The organism is Phreatobacter sp. (assembly GCF_022843985.1).
Taxonomy (GTDB): domain Bacteria; phylum Pseudomonadota; class Alphaproteobacteria; order Rhizobiales; family Phreatobacteraceae; genus Phreatobacter.
The window spans coordinates 16,097-34,404 of record NZ_JALHMP010000022.1; the positions used below are offsets into that span (position 1 = coordinate 16,097).

At 70.3% G+C, this 18,308-nt stretch carries 12 protein-coding genes and 1 other RNA gene; 6 read left to right on the plus strand and 7 right to left on the minus strand.

All coding sequences use genetic code 11. From position 1 onward, the window contains the following. Window position 1 precedes the first annotated feature (1 nt). The 5 genes from Q0C57_RS15070 to Q0C57_RS15090 form a co-directional block, all read right to left on the minus strand. Window positions 2-178 (minus strand): DUF4169 family protein, encoded by a 177-nt coding sequence (locus Q0C57_RS15070; RefSeq protein WP_296577256.1) that lies wholly within the window; start codon window positions 176-178, stop codon window positions 2-4. Between the two features lie 205 nt (window positions 179-383). After that, window positions 384-956 (minus strand): ClpXP protease specificity-enhancing factor SspB, encoded by a 573-nt coding sequence (locus Q0C57_RS15075; protein WP_296577257.1) that lies wholly within the window; start codon window positions 954-956, stop codon window positions 384-386. 86 nt (window positions 957-1,042) lie between these two features. After that, window positions 1,043-1,397, minus strand: a transfer-messenger RNA (tmRNA) gene (ssrA, locus tag Q0C57_RS15080). Window position 1,398: 1 nt separating this feature from the next. Next, window positions 1,399-5,013: an AsmA family protein gene (locus Q0C57_RS15085; RefSeq protein WP_296577258.1), complete on the minus strand. Its 3,615-nt coding sequence runs from the start codon at window positions 5,011-5,013 to the stop codon at window positions 1,399-1,401. A gap of 85 nt (window positions 5,014-5,098) precedes the next feature. Next, window positions 5,099-5,875 (minus strand): extensin family protein, encoded by a 777-nt coding sequence (locus tag Q0C57_RS15090; protein ID WP_296577259.1) that lies wholly within the window; start codon window positions 5,873-5,875, stop codon window positions 5,099-5,101. A gap of 157 nt (window positions 5,876-6,032) precedes the next feature. On the opposite strand from Q0C57_RS15090, the gene Q0C57_RS15095 reads away from it, so the two are divergent. The 3 genes from Q0C57_RS15095 (at window position 6,033) to Q0C57_RS15105 (ending at window position 9,882) form a co-directional block, all read left to right on the plus strand. Further along, window positions 6,033-6,848, plus strand: coding sequence for a 3'(2'),5'-bisphosphate nucleotidase CysQ (locus Q0C57_RS15095; RefSeq protein WP_296577260.1), 816 nt, complete (start codon window positions 6,033-6,035; stop codon window positions 6,846-6,848). A 289-nt stretch (window positions 6,849-7,137) separates the two neighbouring features. Then, the gene (locus Q0C57_RS15100; protein WP_296577261.1) at window positions 7,138-8,172 is read left to right on the plus strand and encodes a Fe(3+) ABC transporter substrate-binding protein; all 1,035 of its coding nucleotides are present in this window, start codon (window positions 7,138-7,140) and stop codon (window positions 8,170-8,172) included. 9 nt (window positions 8,173-8,181) lie between these two features. Then, window positions 8,182-9,882, plus strand: coding sequence for an iron ABC transporter permease (locus Q0C57_RS15105; RefSeq protein WP_296577262.1), 1,701 nt, complete (start codon window positions 8,182-8,184; stop codon window positions 9,880-9,882). Window positions 9,883-9,885: 3 nt separating this feature from the next. Here the strand turns inward: Q0C57_RS15105 and Q0C57_RS15110 are convergent, their stop codons facing one another. Beyond that, window positions 9,886-10,314, minus strand: coding sequence for a nucleoside deaminase (locus tag Q0C57_RS15110; RefSeq protein WP_296577263.1), 429 nt, complete (start codon window positions 10,312-10,314; stop codon window positions 9,886-9,888). A 143-nt stretch (window positions 10,315-10,457) separates the two neighbouring features. Here Q0C57_RS15110 and Q0C57_RS15115 point away from each other — a divergent pair, with 143 nt between their 5' ends. Together Q0C57_RS15115 and rsmD are read left to right on the plus strand one after the other, a co-directional pair. After that, the gene (locus Q0C57_RS15115) at window positions 10,458-13,577 is read left to right on the plus strand and encodes a pseudouridine synthase (protein WP_296577264.1); all 3,120 of its coding nucleotides are present in this window, start codon (window positions 10,458-10,460) and stop codon (window positions 13,575-13,577) included. A gap of 3 nt (window positions 13,578-13,580) precedes the next feature. Next, entirely contained in the window at window positions 13,581-14,135 is a 555-nt protein-coding gene (gene rsmD / locus Q0C57_RS15120; protein ID WP_296577265.1) for a 16S rRNA (guanine(966)-N(2))-methyltransferase RsmD, read from the plus strand. 9 nt (window positions 14,136-14,144) lie between these two features. Here the strand turns inward: rsmD and mscL are convergent, their stop codons facing one another. Next, window positions 14,145-14,555 carry a large conductance mechanosensitive channel protein MscL gene (mscL, locus tag Q0C57_RS15125; protein ID WP_296577266.1) on the minus strand — a complete coding sequence of 137 codons (411 nt, stop codon included), beginning with the start codon at window positions 14,553-14,555 and terminating at the stop codon, window positions 14,145-14,147. Window positions 14,556-14,753: 198 nt separating this feature from the next. Here mscL and Q0C57_RS15130 point away from each other — a divergent pair, with 198 nt between their 5' ends. Further along, a complete protein-coding gene (locus Q0C57_RS15130) occupies window positions 14,754-18,299 on the plus strand; it encodes a NahK/ErcS family hybrid sensor histidine kinase/response regulator (RefSeq protein ID WP_296577267.1) in 3,546 nt (1,181 codons plus the stop codon). The last annotated feature ends 9 nt before the right edge of the window (window positions 18,300-18,308 follow it).

Sequence of the window (18,308 nt, forward strand, 5' to 3'; positions counted from 1 at the left end):
TTCACTCCGGGCGCTTGTGACCATCCAGACGACGGGCGTCGAGGGCCTCGCGGGCCTCGTCGAGCTTTCGATCGCTGGTTGGACGACCAAAGCGCAGGCGGTTGGCATCGGCGCCAAGGGCCTCGGCCTCGCGGGCCTTGCGTTTGCGTACACGCTTCAAATTGACGATGTCACCCATGGTAACATTCCAAATTCGCAAACAACGTTGCGGTTCCCTCCGATGCCGAAAAATTTCGGCGACCGGTGCCGGCCTTTCAAGGGGAGCGCCGCCGATTGTGTAGCCAGCAGCGGCCGGCAAGGAAACCGTCTCTCAATACCGTCGGGCTGTCCGGGCCGCACGGGCTGCCGAGGACGCGCTGCGACGGTCGGACGAACCGACGAGTCTATTTCTTGCGAAATTTGTCGAGACTGACCACCTCTGCGCCGGTCGACTCCGAGATCGCGGCAGCCGGCTCAGTTTTTTCGGCGTCGGCAGCATCGTCACGGCGGGCCGCGACAGGCGATGGCGCGGACGATCCGGCGGACGCAGGCGCGTCGGGATCGGCCGAAAGACGGGGGGTGATTTCCTTGACCCCGACATCGCCCTTGTCGCGCTCGGCACCGGCGACCTCGAACTGAAGGCCGAACTGCACGGAGGGGTCGAAGAAGCCCTTCACCGAGTCGAAGGGCACGAGGAGACGCTCGGGAATGCCGCCGAAGGACAGGCCGACCTCGAAACTGTGTTCGGTGATGATCAGGTCCCAGTACTGGTGCTGCAGCACCACGGTCATTTCCAGCGGGTATTTCTCCCGCATCCGGTTGGACAGGCGCACGCCGGGAGCGCGGGTGTCGAAGGTGATGTAGAAATGATGGTCGCCGGGCAGGCCGTCGCGCGCTGCGTCGACGAGGACACGGCGGACGACGCCGCGCAGGGCGTCCTGGGCCAGAAGATCGTAGCGGATGAGGTCTGTTGGCATGAGCTGGTCGATCGCAGAACGGACCCGGGGCCTTCTGTCGCGCTGGGCGGGACACCCCCTGGCCGCCGCGCCGCGGACCGGAGAGAAGTGGAGGCTTCTGTTGCCAGGTGCCTCCGAACCCCGCCTTACAGTGCTACCCGCAAGGACTTGATTTCGGTACTATTACCGCATTACGCGGCAACGGCCACCGGAGCATAGTTGTCGTTGGCAACTATTGAGACGGCCCGATAACGGCGGAACCATGCCGAGCAAAAGCCCACCCTTTACACCCTCGTCGATCCTATTTCGCCCCCATCAGAAACGCCCCTGAAGGGCCCTTCTGGTGGAGGCGCCGGGTACTGCCCCCGGGTCCGAAAGGCTTATTGCGATGGCCGTTTATCACCATAGCCGGGTTGCCCCGGCCCGATGAATATAGGGGAGCCCGCGCCTCAGCGAAAGGCCTTCAGCGCCGCATGCCCGGAGCAGGCCCCACGTCGACCGGCGGGGGCAGCGGCGGCAGGATCGACAGCGGCGCGCCGGTGCCGGCGGGCGGGGTCGGGCGGGCGCCGTCGAGCGCCCGGCGTACCAGTCCGGGCAGATCAGTGGCGACCGGCGCGGGGGCGACGCGCGGCGCGGCGGGGCGCGGGGCGGGAACCGGTGCCGTCTCCTGGGGCGGATCCACAGACAGGACTGCGGGAGTCGCGGTCTCCCTGGCCGGCTGCGGCGTCAGGAACATCTCGGCCGCGACCGGCGGCGGCATGGGTGGCAGCGCGATCTGGACCTGGGGCGGCGGCACGGCGGTGAAGCGGGAGAAGGCGCGCTGGCGAGCGCGCTCGAGCCGGTCGCTTTCGGCCAGCCGGATCCGCAGGGCGGCGCGGTCGATCAGCCGCAGGCCGAGCCAGCCGGAGACGTCGTCTGTATCGATGCTGCGGACGGGCGCCCCGATGGGCCCGGCGAACTGCATGGCGATGACCGGCATGGTCTCCGCCTCGGGAATCGGATCAGGCGCGATCCGGACCTGGGCGCCCAGGGTCCCGTCCCTGAGATCGAAGCCGCCGGACCAGGTCAGGCGACCGCCCGGCACGGCAAAGGCGGCTGTGCCGGCACGCGCCGTCAGACCGACAATGCTGAGCGGCGACTGTCCCTCGCCGAGGGGGACGCCGGTTTGCAGCGCCTGGGCGAGGGACGCCCCGAAGGCCATATCGGTCATCGGCCGGTCGAGATCCTGGGCGATCTCCGCCTGACGGGTCACGCGCGCCAGCGCCGCCGGATCGGCGCCGGTGAGGGTGGCCGCACGGAAAGCGAGGCGACCGGTGCCGTTGATGCCGGCGACGAGGGCGGCGGGCGTGGCCCCGTCGGCGGCGAGTTCGGCGGTGACAGCGAGGTCGCCAGTGGCACCCGGCCATGCCAGGGCGGCGGGGATTCCGGCCAGAGCGAGGCGGGCCGAGAGCAGTGTGCGCAGGGCGGAGCGGTCGAGCGTCAGGCTGCCGTCGAGGCGCGCCGCGCCAAGCGCCGCGCTGATGGCGCGCAGCGATGTGGCGCGGCCCTGGCGGACCAGGCGCGCCGCAAGACCGGTCAAGGCCGGGTAGTCGCCGAGGTCGACCCGGGCGATGCGGATGGCAAGATCGGCCTCCACCCGGTCGAGGATCGTGTCGCCGAAGGCTGCCGCGGCGAATTCGCCGGCGCCGGCGTCGATCAGCCAGGCCGGCCCGGACAGCAGCGCCAGCACCGCCTCGCCAGGAATGTCGCCGAGGCTCACCTCGCCGCGGCCCGACCATCCCCGACCGGACAGACGGGCGGCGACCGCCGTGGCGCCGAAGCGGCCCTCCGCCCGCTCGGTGCGCCAGTCAGCCCCCTCCGCGACCGCCGTCAGATCGAAGGTCGCCGGCAGGCGGCCGGCAAGTTCGGCGGGAACTCCGGCGAGCGGCATCAGCGTCGACACGTCGTCGGAGCGCAGCGCGGCAGCGAGCCGGGCTGCGCCGCCGGCGCCGCGATCCGCCTCGAAGGACAGGGTGCTGCCTGCGGAGACCAGCGAGCCCCTGAGCCGCGTCAGGGTCGCGTCGGGACGCTCGATCTGGGCGGAGAGCTGGGTGCGCGCCACCGGCGTCGGGGACGGTGCGGCCGTGCCGCTGACCAGCGCGAAGATCTGGTCGGCGCGCGGCGCGTCGAGGACGAGGGCGACACGCCCGGTCAACCCGGCGGGTGCGAAGGGATCGCCGGCGCCGGCGGCGTCGATCTGGACATTGGCATCGCCGACCCGCCCCTCGATCCTGAGGCCGAGCGCCGAGCGCCCGCTCGCCGCGAAGGTGAGCCCGAGATCGGCATCAGCCAGCGAGGGAGCCCGGTCCCTTATCCATTCCGCCAGAGCCCTCGACCTGTCATCGCGCAGCAGCAGCGCGACCAGACCGTCGGTATTGGCGGCCCGCAGGCGGCCGGAGAGGCGGCCGAGCAGCGGCCCCCCGAGGCCGTCGAGGCGGCCCGTCAGGTCGAGGCCGAAGCCGGCGAGATCGCCCACCCGCAACCTTTCCGCCTCGAAGGTGCGCCCGTCGGTGGCGACGGCGAGATCGACGTCACGGGCGAGGAATCCGGCGAAGCGGGCCTGGCTGGCCCGCAACTGGATGCGGGTGTCGGTGGCCGGGTCGAGCCGGGTGCCAGCGCCGCGGGCGATGCGCAGCATGAGGTCGAGATCGAGCGCATCGGCTGTGAGTTCGGCCTGGAAGGCGTGGCGGCCGAGCGCCGGAACGTCGAGCGCGATGCGGCCCGCGGTCTGCCCGGCCGCCGTCTGCGCGGTGATGTCATCGAGCAGCAGGCGGCCGGCATCGACCGTCATGCGGGTGGTCAGGCGGAGGGGATCATCGAGGGTCCCCGGCGGCGTCGGCTGCCCGTCGAGCCAGGACAGCAGCACGCCGGGGCGCGCGGCATTGACCGAGACGGTGCCGCTAAAGCCCATCTCGCCGGCGAGCGTCACCTCCCCGGTCGCCTCGACCGCCGCATCGCCGGGCAGGCGGCCGGAAAAGGCCTTGACCAGCCAGCGGCCGCCGTCGGCCGCCATGTCGCCGCTGATGTCGCCGAGCGGCGCCCCGCCGAGGGTCGCGCCGGCAATGTCGAAGCCGACCGTCACGGGGAGGGTGCCACCGGCCAGCCGCGGCACCTCGGCCAGAAGCTGGGCGAGCACGTCGCGCGCTGTGCGCGGCGGGCCTTCGATCAGCCGGTCGAGATCGACCTGCCGGGCGGAGACGACGACGTCGAGGCCGCCCTGCGGGCCGAAATCCTGGCGCAGCGAGCCTGTCGCCCGGGCGATGCGGTCACCGGAGCCGACCTGCGCCTCGGCGCGCTGCATGACGAGGGCCTGGGCGGTGACCGCGGCCGGGCCCGAGAGCCGCCAGGGCAGACGGCCGGTCCGGCCGGTGAGGATGAGGGTGCCGTCGAAGCGCTGCCGTCCCTCCGCGCCGATCGTCCCCTCCGCTTCCAGTCCGGGGCCGTCGCGGCGCTCGGGAACCCGCAGCCGCAGCAGCAGGTCTCCCTGGTCGGCCAGACTCATCATCAGATGCAGCGGCAAGACGCTCTCGCCGACCGTCGCCGAGCCCTCCAGGCGCACCGGTCCGCTGACGCCACGGGATTCGCCCGCGAGCATCATGCGCTCGGCCACCAGGGTGGCGGGCCCGCTGCCCTCGGCGACGGACAGGCGCGCATTCTCGACGGTGAGCGCCTCGATGGGGAAGACGCGGCCGGGTACCTGGCCGAGCAGCAGCCGCACGTCGGCGTCGCGCAGGTGCAGGGCGTTGAGCGAGGCCTCGCCGCGCAACAGCGGCGCGACGCGCAATTCGCCATGCAGCCGGCCGATCCGCGCGCCGCTGCGCTCGGTGCCGATGACCACGTCCCGCGCATCGATGCGGATCGTGGGCAGAAGGCGGATGGAGAGGTCGCCACCAATGCGGACGGGCGTGCCGAAGAGACGCGTGGCCTCCGCCTCGATCTGCGGCTTGTAGCCGTTCCAGTCGACCAGCCAAGGCCCGACCACCGCCGTGACGATGGCGGCGATGAAGGCGAGGGCGACGGCGAGCAACGAATTCTGCAAGGCGGCACGCTCCGTGCGGACGGCGGCTTGCCGGAATGTAGGGGATGCGGCGGGGGACCGAAAGGCTGCCGCAGCCGATCGGGCCTCAGCGTGTCAGCAGGCCCCGCTGGCTCATGCCGAAGCCGAAGGCACCGGCGGGGGCGGCGGGCTGCAGCATCTGCACCGTCTCCGGCCGCGGCCGGCAGACCCGGCGCGTCCAGCGCGGGTCGTGGCGGGCGAGGTCGAGGTGGAAATGGTCGTAGTGGAAGGCATCGGCGCCCGGCCCGAGGACCGTGGTGAAATGATCGCAGGCCCGCACGAAGACCTCGCGCAGGAAGCCGGATTCGGCCGTGTCACCGCGCCAGTGCTGGCGGATCACCACGGTATGGCCGCTGCTGAGGATGAAGGCGAAGACATCGAGGGCATTGCCGAAGGCGTGTTCCGACATGCGGCCCGAGCGGCCGCCGCGGATGCCGCGGCAGGCATAGGAGCCGGCCTTGACCTCGACCACGGCGGCACCGAACCAGCGCTGGGCCGCCGGCTGCACCACAGTGTCGATCCAGCGGTCGACCGTCGGCACCATCTGGCAGGCGAGCGTCTGCGGCCGGTCATAGGCGACCTGCCCGCGCGCCTGGGCGGCGACCCGCAGCGGATAGTCCATGCCGCAGGTGCCGGGGCCGTTGATCGTGGTGGTGCGCTGGACATAGCGCGACATCTGCACCGCCCCCGAGGCCATGCAGCGGCTCTCGAGTTCGGAGCGCCACTGCTCGCGCCGCTCATAGGCATAGCGACCGCAGGCGGCCATCGTCAGGGCGACGGTGGCCAGGGCGAACCAGGTGAAGGCCCGGCGACCCGGGCGCTGTGTGCCGAACGCAACACTCATCGGCTTTTCCGAAAATGCGTGGAATGTCCCTAACGCTGTGTTCATCATCGCCGAGCCGGGTGAACAGCCTGCCAAGAAAGGCGGTGAAGAAAGTGTTGCGCGGATGTCGCCGGACGAGACACTTCCTTCGCGGCGGCGCATCGCCTAGTCAGACAAGATGGACAGCATCTTTCAGGACGCAGGCCTGCTCGACGCGCTCGGCACCCTGGCGAGCGAGGCAGGGGCGGCCATCATGGCCCATTACGGCGGTGTCGCGACGGTGAAGGGCGACGGGTCGCCGGTGACGGCGGCCGACACCGCGGCCGAAGCGGTGATCCTCGCCGGCCTCGCCCGGCTGCTGCCGGGCGTCCCCGTTCTCGCCGAGGAGGCCGCCGCCGCCGGCCATTGGCCGGTCTGCGAGGGAACGCTCGTCGCCGTCGATCCGCTCGACGGCACGCGGGAGTTCATCAGCCAGAATGGCGAGTTCACCGTGAATATCGGGCTTGTCACTGCCGGGCGACCAGTGGCCGGCATCGTCTATGCGCCGGCGCGCGCGCGGCTGTGGATCGGGGCCGGCCGGCGGGCCGAGGCGATGGACCTGCCGCCGGGCGTGCCGATCGGCGCGGCGACCGGACGCCGCGTCATCCGCACCCGCCCCCTGCCCGCCAGCGGCCCGGTGGCACTGGTCAGCCGGTCCCATGCCGACGCCGCGACGAGCGCCTACTATGCGGCGCGCGGCATCGCCGCCCAGCGCCCGGTGGGGTCCTCGCTGAAATACACGCTGATCGCCGAGGGCGAAGCCGATGTCAGCGCCCGCTTCGCCTCCATCACCGAATGGGACATCGCCGCCGCCCATGCGGTTCTCGCCGCGGCGGGGGGCGAGATGACCCGCCCCGACGGCGCCCCGCTGGTCTATGGGCGGGCCGACCGGCAGTTCCGCACCGATCATTTCGTCGCCTGCAGTGCCGCCTATGCGGCCGCCGGTCGGCGTTGATTTGAGCAGGCTGCGCGTTTCGGTCGCAGTCTTTCGAGTGCGCCGGTCCCGGCAGCGAACGCCCTTGAGCCACTGCAAGCGGCCGAGCGCCGAATATCAACCTGACTTAAACAATCAACAATTCACAAAGATTGGAGCCATTCCAATTCATTTTTTGGAGTCATTCCAATCTTTCGGCCGCATCTTGCTGCGAATGGGCCGTGCGATAGGATGGGAGCCAGTGAATGCCGCGCCAAACGCGTGGTTTTCGTGATCCCGTCTGTTCGACGCAAGCCCGCTGGAGACTCCAATGCTATCCTCGCCGACCCGTCGCGCCCTTCTCGGTGGCGCCGCCCTCCTTGTCGCCAGCCCGGCCCTGCTGCGCGCCCAGACGCGCACGCTCAACCTCTATTCCTCGCGGCACTACGACACGGACGAGGCGCTCTACAACGACTTCACCCGGCAGTCCGGCTTCGCCATCAACCGGGTCGAGGCGGGCCCTGACCAACTGCTCGCCCGCATGCAGAGCGAAGGCACCAATTCGCCTGCCGACGTGCTGATCACCGTCGATGCCGGGCGCATCGAGCGGGCCTCCTCCCTGGGTCTGCTGCAGCCGTTCGCCTCCCAGACGCTGGCCAGCCGTATCCCGGCCAACCTGCGCGACCCCGACGGCAACTGGTACTCCTTCTCGACCCGCGCACGCGTGTTCTTCGTCGCCAAGGACAAGGTCGCGGAGGGTGCGATCCGCACCTACGAGGATCTCGCCGACCCGAAGTGGAAGGGAAAGGTGCTGACGCGCTCCTCCACCAACATCTACAGCCAGTCCATGACCGGCGCGATGCTTGCCGCCCATGGGCCGGAAAAGACCGAAACCTGGGCGAGGGGCCTGGTCGCCAACCTCGCCAGGCAGCCGCGCGGCGGCGACACCGACCAGATCCGGGCGGCGGCCGCCGGCGAGGGCGACGTGGCGATCTCCAACACCTATTATTTCGGCCGACTGGCGCTGTCCCAGAAGCCGGAGGACAAGGCGGTCGTGGAGAAGCTGCGGCTGGTTTTCCCCAACCAGGCCGATCGCGGCACCCATCTCAACGTCTCGGCGGCCGGCATCGCCCGTCACGCCAAGAACCTCGACGCGGCAAAAGCTTTCCTGGAGTACTTGTCGACTCCTGCCGCGCAGCGCTATTTCGCCTGGGGCAATTCGGAATATCCGGTCGTGGCCGGCGTCGAGCCGCCGCCGCAGGTCGCCGCCTGGGGCACCTTCAAGGCGGATCCTCTGAATGCCCGCGTGTTCGCCCGTAACAATGCCGAAGCCCTGAAGATCATGGATCGCGCCGGCTGGAAGTGACGACCTGTCTTGACCGATGCCCTTCTCGGCCAGCCTTCCCTGACCGACCCGCGCCCGGCCTTCATGGCCGGGCGTCGTGCGTTGCTGGCCGTGGCGCTGGTTCTCGCGACCGTCGTGATCACGCCCATTCTGGCGGTCGCCATCAGCGTGGTGCAGCAGAGCGGCGGCGCCATCGCCCATCTGGCGGAGACGGTCCTCACCGAGATCGTCCTGAACACGCTGGGGCTGATGCTGATGGTGGGGGCCGGGACCGCCGTGATCGGCGTCGGCACCGCCTGGCTGGTGACGCTGTGCCGGTTTCCCGGGTCGCGGGCGCTGGAATGGATGCTGCTGCTGCCGCTGGCCGTTCCCGCCTATATTATCGGCTATGCCTATACCGATGCCATGGCCGTTGCCGGGCCCGTCCAGAGCAGCCTCCGGGCATTCTTCGGCTGGTCGCGCAGCGACTACTGGTTCCCGGACATTCACAATCTGCCGGGTGTCAGCCTGATGCTGACCCTGGTGCTCTACCCTTACGTCTATCTCCTCGCCCGCTCCGCCTTCCTCGACCAGTCGACCTGCGTGCTCGAGGCGGCCCGGACACTGGGGGCGAGCCCCCTGTCGGCCTTCCTGCGCGTCGGACTGCCGATGGCCCGGCCGGCCATCGCCGCCGGCGTCGCGCTGGCCCTGATGGAGGCCCTCGCCGATTTCGGCACGGTGCAGTATTTCGGTGTCACAACCTTCACGACGACGATCTACCGGACCTGGTTCGGCCTCGGCGACCGCGTCGCCGCCGGCCAGCTCGCCACAGGTCTTCTCGGTTTCGTCCTGCTGCTGGTGGCTGTCGAATTCCTGGCACGCCGCGGCCGCCGCTTCGGTGCCGGCGGCCGGCGCCACCGCACCATCGCGCCGCTCCAGCTGAGGCCGCGTGCCGCCGCGGCGGCCCTCGCCGCCTGTGCCCTGCCGGTGCTGCTCGGCTTCATCCTGCCGATCGCGGCGCTGCTGCGCCTGCATGCCATGGACGGCGACTCCCTGGTCAACCCCCGCTTCCTCGCCTATGCGCAGAATTCCTTCGTCCTCGCCGGGGCCGCCGCCCTCGTCGTCGTGACCGCCGCGACCATGGTCGCCTATGCCGGACGGATCGCACCGGGCCTGTTCACCAGTGCGGTGATCCGCGTCGCCAGCATCGGCTATGCCGTACCGGGCACGGTCATCGCCGTCGGTATCCTCACGGCGCTCGGCGGGCTCGACGGGGCCCTCGACGGCTGGTCGCAGGCGACGTTCGGCGCGGGGACCGGACTGCTGTTCTCCGGCTCGGCCGTCGCGCTGCTCTATGCCTATCTCGTCCGCTTCCTGGCGGTCGCGGCGGGCCCTGTCGAATCCGGGCTGCACCAGATCCCGGCCTCGCTCGACGCGGCGGCGCGCACGCTGGGTGCCAGCGCCACCAAGGTGGCCGCCGCGATCCATGCGCCGATGCTGCGACGCTCGCTGCTGACCGCGGCGCTGCTCGTCTTTGTCGACGTGCTGAAGGAACTGCCGGCGACGATCATCGTCCGGCCGTTCAACTTCGATACGCTGGCCATCCGCGTCTACAATCTCGCCTCGGACGAACGCCTCGCCCAGGCCTCGACCGGGGCGCTGGTGATCGTCGCGATCGGCATCGTGCCGGTCATCATCCTGACGCGCATGATCGCGCGCGACACGCGCCTCGGCTCGCGGCCGGGCGCCTGAGCTTCAGCGCCGGTCGCGGAAGAAGTCGCGCAGCAGTTCGGCTGCGGCCGTCTCGCTCAGTCCCCCGTAGACCTCCGGGCGGTGATGGCAGGAGGGGCTCGCGTAGAGCCGGACGCCGTTCTCGACGGCGCCGCCCTTGATGTCGGCAGCGCCGAAATAGAGCCGGCGGATGCGCGCGAAGGAGATGGCGGCGGCGCACATCGGACAGGGTTCCAGCGTCACATAGAGATCGCAGCCGGGCAGCCGCTCGGAGCCGAGCGCCGTACAGGCGAGGCGGATCGCCAGGATCTCGGCATGGGCGGTCGGGTCGCGGTCGGCGAGCGTGCGATTGCCGGCCCGGGCGATCACGACACCGTCGCGGACGATGACCGCACCGACAGGGACCTCGCCGCGGGCGGCCGCCCGGCGGGCCTCCTCGAGGGCCGCCGCCATGGGGGAAGGGGCGGCGTCTGGTTGCTGCGAATCACCGGCTCTCGCCATTTCGCCCCGATCGTGCTAAAGGCCCGCGTTCCTGCCGGGGCACCCGGCCGCGCACGCCGGATGGCGCCGCGACAACCCGATCTCACGAGAACCCCATGCCCCGCAAGCGCGACGATGACCGTCCGGCCCCCGGCCGGACGCGGAAAGCCGATTCGAAAGCCGCTCCGAAGACCGCCGAGACCAAGCCCGCAGCCGCCAGGAAGGCCAGCAAGGCCGCCGCCGCCGCCGATGCAGCCGCCTCCGTGAAGGCTCCCGCGGCACCGTCCAAGGCCGCCAAGGCGGCGACTCCGGCACCGGCCAAGACCGTGAAGGCCGCGCCGGCCAAGGCGGCGGCCACTGTTGACGCCGCCAAGCCGGCGAAGACCAAGGCGGTGGCTGCGAAGAGCGCCAAGGCGGTGGTCGAAGCGGCGCCGGTCGTGACCGCCCCCAAGGCGACGAAGACAAAGGCGACAAAGGCCGAGGCGCAGAAGGCCGAGACGACCAAGACCACGGCGACCAAGACCACGGCGACCAAGACCAGGGCGACCAAGACCAGGGCGACCAAGACCAGGGCGACCAAGACCAAGGGCGCCACGCAAGCGGCAGCCGTGATACCCACGACGACACCGGCGGAAGCAAAGCCCGCCAAGGCGCCCAAGGCGAAGGTGGCCAAGGACACGCCCGCCGCCAAGACGGCGACGGCCAAGACGACCAAGACGGCCAAATCCAAGGCGCCGAAGGCCGATACCGCTGCCACCATGTCCGTGGCGCCTGCCGCCGACGTCGCGGTCCCAGAGGTCGAACCCGCTGCGGCGTTGCCGGCCAAGGCCGGGAAAGCCGCCCGCAAGGCCAAGGCGCCACGCGGAGCGAGCTACGATCCCATCGATCTCGACCTCGACCTGTCCGACGATGCGCCGGCCTTCCTCGAGGACATCGACGAGGATCCGGTGGTCAAGGCGCTGGCCCGCGAGGCCGGCATCGACAAGAAGCCGCGCGGCGAGCGTTCGCGCGACGAGCGTCCCAAGCGCGCCTTCGGCGACGACCGTGGCCAGCGTGACCGCAACACCGTGCCGCGCGAGCGCGACCGTTCGTTCGAGCCGGTCAACCGCGGCGAGGAGCGCATCGCCCGGGTGCTCGCCCGCGCCGGCCTGTGCTCGCGCCGCGAGGCCGAGGAATGGATCGAGGCGGGCCGCGTCAGCGTCAACGGCACGGTGCTGACCTCGCCGGCCATGAACGTCACCGAGCGCGACATGGTGCTGGTGGACGGCGAGAAGCTGCCCGAGCGCGAGCGCACGCGGCTGTGGCTCTATCACAAGCCCGCCGGCCTGGTGACCACGAACAGCGATCCCGAGGGACGCCCGACCATCTTCGACCGCCTGCCCGACGACCTGCCGCGGGTGGTGACGGTCGGCCGCCTCGACATCAATACCGAGGGCCTGCTGCTGCTGACCAATGACGGCGGCCTCGCCCGCGTCCTCGCCCTGCCCGCCACGGGCTGGCTGCGCCGCTACCGCGTCCGCGCCCATGGCAGCGTCGACCAGGCGACGCTCGACCGCCTGCGCAAGGGCATCGAGGTGGACGGCATCGAATATGGGCCGATCGAGGCCGAACTCGACCGCGTGCAGGGCGCCAACAGCTGGCTGACCCTGTCGCTGCGCGAGGGCAAGAACCGCGAGGTGAAGAACGTCCTCGGCGCCATCGGCCTCGACGTGAACCGCCTCATCCGCGTCTCCTTCGGCCCCTTCCAGCTGGGTGAGCTGCCGGAGGGCGAGGTCGACGAGATCCGCACCCGGGTGCTGCGCGACCAGCTCGGCGACGAGCTGTCGGAACTGGCCGGCGTCGAGTTCGACCGCCCGGTCTTCGAGCAGGTGGGCGCCCGCGAGGACCGCTCCGCCCGCAAGGGTCGCCCCGAGGCGCGGCCCGACCGCGATGCCCGTCCGGCCCGCTTCGAGGCCCGCGGCGAACGCCCGGTCCGCAGCGACCGTCCTGCCCGGTTCGGCGACCGTGACGAGCGTCCCGGCCGGTTCGGCCGCGACCGCGACGACGGCGACCGGGGCGCCTCAAAGACTCCGGAGCACCGGTTCGGCAACCGTCCGCGCGTCTGGCGCGACGGCGAGGCGACCGATTTCGGACCGCGCAACAAGGCCCGCCCGGCCTTCAAGGGCGGTCGAACGGGCGAGGAGGACGGCGCGCGCGACTTCAAGCGCGGGGCGCCAGTCACCGATTCCCGCGGCCGGCGCGTCCGCGTCGAAAAGATGGGCGGCGATGGACCGGCCGCCGAGCGGCAGGAGCGTTTCGAGAGCCGCCAGGCCCGCCAGGCCGAGGATGCCGGCGACCGGCCGTTCCGCAGCCGCGACGGCGACCGGCCGCGCGGCGACTTCAAACCCCGCGGCGAGTTCAAGCCGCGTGGCGACCGCCCGTTCCAGGACCGTGACGGCGACGCCCCGCGCGGCGAGTTCAAGCCCCGCGGCGAGTTCAAGCCGCGTGGCGACCGCCCGTTCCGGGACCGTGACGGCGACGCCCCGCGCGGCGAGTTCAAGCCCCGCGGCGAGTTCAAGCCGCGTGGCGACCGGCCGTTCCGCGATCGCGACGGCGACGGCCCACGCGGCGAGTTCAAGCCCCGCGGCGAGTTCAAACCGCGTGGCGACCGGCCGTTCCGGGACCGTGACGGCGACGCGCCGCGCGGCGAGTTCAAGCCCCGCAGCGAGTTCAAACCGCGTGGCGACCGCCCGTTCCGCGATCGCGACGGCGACGCGCCGCGCGGCGACTTCAAGCCCCGCGGCGAGTTCAAGCCGCGTGGTGACCGGCCGTTCCGCGATCGCGACGGCGACGCGCCGCGACGCGACTTCAAGCCCTGGGGCGACCGCGAGGACCGCGGTGGTGGCGGCCGGGACTTCAAGCCGCGCGAGCGCAGCTTCGGCGACCGCAGCGAGCGCCCGGACGGCGACCGCCCGCGGGGCGGCAAGCCTTTCGGTGATCGCCCGCCGGGCGGCCGTTCGTTCGGCGACCGTCCCTCCGGCGGCAAGAGCTTCGGCGGTGCCCGCGGCGAGCGGTCCTTCGGCGACAGGCCGTCGGGGGGCAAGAGCTTCGGCGGCGCCCGCGGCGAGCGGTCCTTCGGCGACAGGCCGTCGGGGGGCAAGAGCTTCGGCGGCAAGTCCTTCGGGGGCAAACCCGGCGGCAAGCCCTTCGGGGGCAAGCCCGGCGGCAAGCCCTTCGGGGGCAAGCGGGACCGCTGAGCCTTGCGGATCGTCGGCGGCAAGTTTCGCGGGCGCAGCCTGCTCGGACCGAAGTCGGACGCGATCCGCCCGACATCGGACCGGCTGCGCGAGAGCCTGTTCAACGTGCTCGCCCACGGCTATGGCGATCCGTGCGACGGCGCAAGGGTCATCGACCTCTTCGCCGGTACGGGGGCCCTCGGTCTCGAGGCCCTGTCACGGGGCGCCGCCTATGCCGCCTTTGTCGACCAGAGCGCCGAGGCGCGCGGGCTGATCCGCGGCAATGTCGACGCGATGGGGCTGGCCGGCGTGACCGGGCTCCTGAAGCGCGATGCCACGAAGCTCGGCGCCTTGGCGCCCTTCGAGCCCTTCACGCTGGCCTTCTGCGATCCGCCCTATCGCAAGGGCCTCGGCGAACGGGCGCTGGCGAGCGCGCGCGCGGGCGGCTGGCTCGCCGCCGGTGCGCTCGTGGTGCTGGAGGAGGCGGCGGACATCGCCGTCGCCCTTCCCGAGGGCTATGCGCTGGAGGAACGGCGCGAGGCCGGCGAGACGCAGCTCGTGTTCCTGCGTCCCGCCTGAGGTCCGCCGCTATTTCTTCAGAAGATCGCGGATCTCGGTGAGCAGCATGACATCGGCCGGCGGTTCAGCCGGCGCGGCCGGCGCCGCCGCTTCCTGCCGCTTCAGACGGTTCATGCCCTTGACCACCATGAACATGACCGCGGCGATGATCATGAAATTGATGGCGATGGTGATGAAGCGGCCATAGGCGATGACCGCGCCCTGCTTCTGGGCATCGGCAAGGTTGGTGGCGGTGACCGACTTGCTCAGGGCCAGGAAATAATTGGTGAAGTCGAAGCCGCCGATGGCGCCGAGGATCGGCATGAACAGGTCGCCGACGATGGATTCGACGATGCGGCCGAAGGCGGCCCCGATGATCACGCCGATCGCGAGATCGACGACATTGCCCTTGAGGGCAAATTCCTTGAATTCCTTGAGCATGATCCGCCCCCTCATCTCTTGTGCCTGCGATGGAATCGCCACAGGAGGATTGGACAGACATTGAGGGAATGCAATGTATTTCCCTTACGGCATGTCGCAAGGCCGTGGACAGGCCCCTGCCCGCATGATCAAGTCTTGGCCCTCGACGGGATCGCCATCACAGTGCTCCCATGACAATGTTTGCGTGACAGGGCTGCCATGAGCATGGGTCTGGTCATCATTCTGACCGCCTTCGCCTATCTCGGCGCGCTGTTCATCGTGGCCTATTGGGGCGACAGGCGCCGGGCCCAGGAAAAGGCGATCCGGCAGAGCCGGACATGGATCTATCCCCTGTCGCTCGCGGTCTACTGCACCTCCTGGACGTTCTTCGGATCGGTCGGCCTCGCCTCGCGCTCGGGCTTCGATTTCCTCGCCATCTATATCGGACCCATGCTGCTCTTCGGGCTGCTCTGGCCGCTGGTCCGCCGCGTCGTGCGGATCACCAAGGCGCAGAACATCACCTCCATCGCCGACTTCATCGGCGCCCGCTACGGCAAGAGCCAGGCCGTCGCCGGCATGGTCTGCCTCATCGTCACCTTCGGCACGATCCCCTATGTGGCGCTCCAGTTGAAGGCGGTGTCCGCATCGCTGATGACGACGATCCGTCCCGACGAGATCGTCAACGTGACGCAGGACCTGCCGTTCTTCGGCGATCTCGCCCTCGTCGTGGCCGTCTCCATGGCGGTGTTCGCCATGCTCTTCGGCACCCGGCACGCCGACGCCACCGAGCACCAGGACGGGCTGATCCTGGCGGTGGCGGCGGAATCGATCGTCAAGCTTGTCTGTTTCCTCGCCATCGGCTTCTACGTCACCTATGTGATGTTCGGCGGTTTTGCCGATCTGTTCGGCCAGGCCATGGCGCGGCCGGATATCGTCGGCTCGGTGCTGCGCTGGCCGGATCCCTCCACCTTCATCGCCATGAGCGCCCTGTCCTTCTGCTGCGCCATCCTGCTGCCACGCATGTTCCATGTCGGCGTGGTGGAGAACCATTCGGAGGCCGAGATCCGCCGGGCCTCCTGGCTCTTTCCGCTTTATCTCGTGCTGATCAACCTCTTCGTCATCCCGATCGCGATCGCCGGCCTTCTGGTCTTTCCGCCGGGCTCGATGGACAGTGACATGACGGTGGTGGCGCTGCCGATGTCGCGCGGCAACGAGATTCTGACCCTGGCGGCCTTCATCGGCGGCCTGTCCGCCGCCACCGCCATGGTCATCGTCGCCAGCGTCGCCCTGTCGATCATGATCTCCAACGACGTGGTCATTCCCTCGCTGCTGACGCTGCGCGGTCGGCTGCTGGCGACGGAAGGCCCGGCAGACGAGCGGACCGATCTCGGGCCGACCATCCTGATGATCCGCCGCACCATCATTCTGGCGGTGATGATCGGCGCCTATCTCTATTACCGCGTGGCGGGCGAGGCGCAGCTGGCCTCGATCGGCCTCCTCTCCTTCGCGGCGGTGGCGCAACTGGCGCCGGCCTTCTTCGGCGGGCTGTTCTGGCGGCGCGCCAATGCCGGCGGCGCGGTGGCGGGGATGGCGGCGGGTCTTGCGGTCTGGGCCTACACGCTGCTCGTCCCCATGCTGGCGACGACGGGAGCGCTGCCCTCCAGCCTCGTCGCGACGGGGCCCTTCGGCATCGAGTGGCTGCGGCCGCAGAACCTGTTCGGCATGGTCGACCTGCCGCCGCTCGCCCACGGGGTCTTCTGGTCGCTGCTGCTCAATGTCGTGCTGCTGGTCGGGATCTCGCTCCTGCGCCGCGCCTCGGCGATCGAGGTCATGCAGTCCAAGGTCTTCCTGCCATCGCCACCGTCGGACTATGCGCCGAGCTTCCGGCTCTGGCGCAGCGCGGTGACGGTGGAGGACGTGCGCTCGACGGTGGCGCGCTATCTCGGGGCCGAGCGCACCCATGCGGCCTTCGAGAGCTATGCCATGGAACAGGGCATTCCGCTGGAGGGCGGGGCCGAGGCCGATATCGGCCTGCTGCGCTATTCGGAACGTCTGCTCGCCTCGGCCATCGGCACGGCCTCGTCGCGGCTGGTCCTGTCATTGCTCCTGAAGAAGCGCTCGGTGTCGACGACCGACGCGCTGAAGCTGCTCGACGATGCCAATGCGGCGATGCAGTACAACCGCGAGGCGCTGCAGACGGCCCTCGAACATGCCCGCCAGGGCGTCAGCGTCTTCGATGCCGACGGCAATCTGATGGTGTGGAACCGGCCCTTCGCCGAGGTCCTCGCCCTGCCTGCCGAGACGCTGCATATCGGCGTCGGCTTCGACCGGATCCTGCGGGCGCTGGCGGTCCGCGGCGAATTCGGACCGGGCGATGTCGACGACCTCGTCGCCGAGCGCGCCGACCGCCTGCTGCGCGCCGACGAGCCGCAGATCGAACGCCTGGCCATGCTTGGGCTGTTCATCGAGGTGCGCGCCGCCCGCCTGCCGGACGGCGGTATCGTCACCACCTATACCGACGTCACCGCCTCGGTCGCCGCGGCGGAGGAACTGGAACGGGCCAACGAGACCCTGGAGCGCCGGGTTCGCGAGCGGACGGAAGAGCTGACGCGGCTCAATGCCGAACTGGCCAAGGCCAAGCAGGAGGCCGACGAGGCCAACCTCTCCAAGACGCGCTTCCTGGCGGCCGCCAGCCACGACATCCTGCAACCGCTGAACGCAGCCCGCCTCTACACGACCAGCCTGGTCGAGCGTGGCACCGACGGCGACGAGCGCCGGCTGGTGGACAATGTCGACGCCTCGCTCGAGGCGGTGGAGGAGATCCTGGCGGCGCTTCTCGACATTTCGCGGCTCGATGCGGGCGCGATGAAGCCGGAATTCGGCAGTTTCCGCATCGACGAGCTGTTCCGGCAGCTTGCCGTCGAATTCGCCCCGATCGCCGAGCAGAAGGGTCTCAGCCTCACCTTCGTGCCGACGGCATTGGCCATCCATTCCGACCGGCGGCTGCTGCGCCGGCTGCTGCAGAACCTCATCTCCAACGCCATCAAGTACACCGCCAAGGGCGGCGTTCTCATCGGCTGCCGCCGCCGCGGCAAGAAGCTGTCACTGGAGGTCCATGATAGCGGCCCCGGCATTCCCCAGGCCAAGCAGCGGATCATCTTCCAGGAGTTCCAGCGCCTGGAACAGGGCGCCAAGGTCGCCCGCGGCCTCGGCCTCGGCCTGTCCATCGTCGAACGCATCGCCCGTGTGCTCGAACACAAGCTGTCGGTGAAGTCGAAGGTTGGACGCGGCTCGACTTTCGCGGTCGTGGTGCCCGTCGCGCCCGCCCTGCCGGCCGTTGCGCCGGGGCCCGCTCCGCCGCCGCTGCCGGCGGCGCCGCTCGACGGCCTGACGATCCTCGCCATCGACAACGAGCCGAAGATCCTTGAGGGCATGGATGCACTGCTGTCCGGCTGGGGCTGCCGCACGCTGCTGGCCGACGGCTGGGCGGCGACCCATGACGTGCTCAATGCCAGCCAGACGCCGCCCGACGTGGTCATCGTCGACTACCACCTCGACCACGGCAACGGCCTCGACGTCGTCACCCAGTTGCGCTGGCGCTTCGGAGCCGCGCTGCCCGCCATCCTGATCACCGCGGACCGCAGCCAGGAGGTGCGCGACCGGGCGCAGGCGAAATCGGTGCACCTCCTGAACAAGCCGGTGCGGCCGGCGGCGCTCCGGGCGCTGCTCGCCCAGTGGCGCGTGCGCAAGATCGCCGCGGAGTAGAGCGGCTGC

Coding starts and splice junctions, on each gene's coding strand:
- Q0C57_RS15070 (WP_296577256.1), bottom strand. CDS start 178: ATGGGTGACATCGTCAATTTGAAGCGTGTACGCAAACGCAAGGCCCGC.
- Q0C57_RS15075 (WP_296577257.1), bottom strand. CDS start 956: ATGCCAACAGACCTCATCCGCTACGATCTTCTGGCCCAGGACGCCCTG.
- Q0C57_RS15090 (WP_296577259.1), bottom strand. CDS start 5,875: ATGAGTGTTGCGTTCGGCACACAGCGCCCGGGTCGCCGGGCCTTCACC.
- Q0C57_RS15095 (WP_296577260.1), top strand. CDS start 6,033: ATGGACAGCATCTTTCAGGACGCAGGCCTGCTCGACGCGCTCGGCACC.
- Q0C57_RS15100 (WP_296577261.1), top strand. CDS start 7,138: ATGCTATCCTCGCCGACCCGTCGCGCCCTTCTCGGTGGCGCCGCCCTC.
- Q0C57_RS15110 (WP_296577263.1), bottom strand. CDS start 10,314: ATGGCGGCGGCCCTCGAGGAGGCCCGCCGGGCGGCCGCCCGCGGCGAG.
- Q0C57_RS15115 (WP_296577264.1), top strand. CDS start 10,458: ATGCCCCGCAAGCGCGACGATGACCGTCCGGCCCCCGGCCGGACGCGG.
- mscL (WP_296577266.1), bottom strand. CDS start 14,555: ATGCTCAAGGAATTCAAGGAATTTGCCCTCAAGGGCAATGTCGTCGAT.
- Q0C57_RS15130 (WP_296577267.1), top strand. CDS start 14,754: ATGAGCATGGGTCTGGTCATCATTCTGACCGCCTTCGCCTATCTCGGC.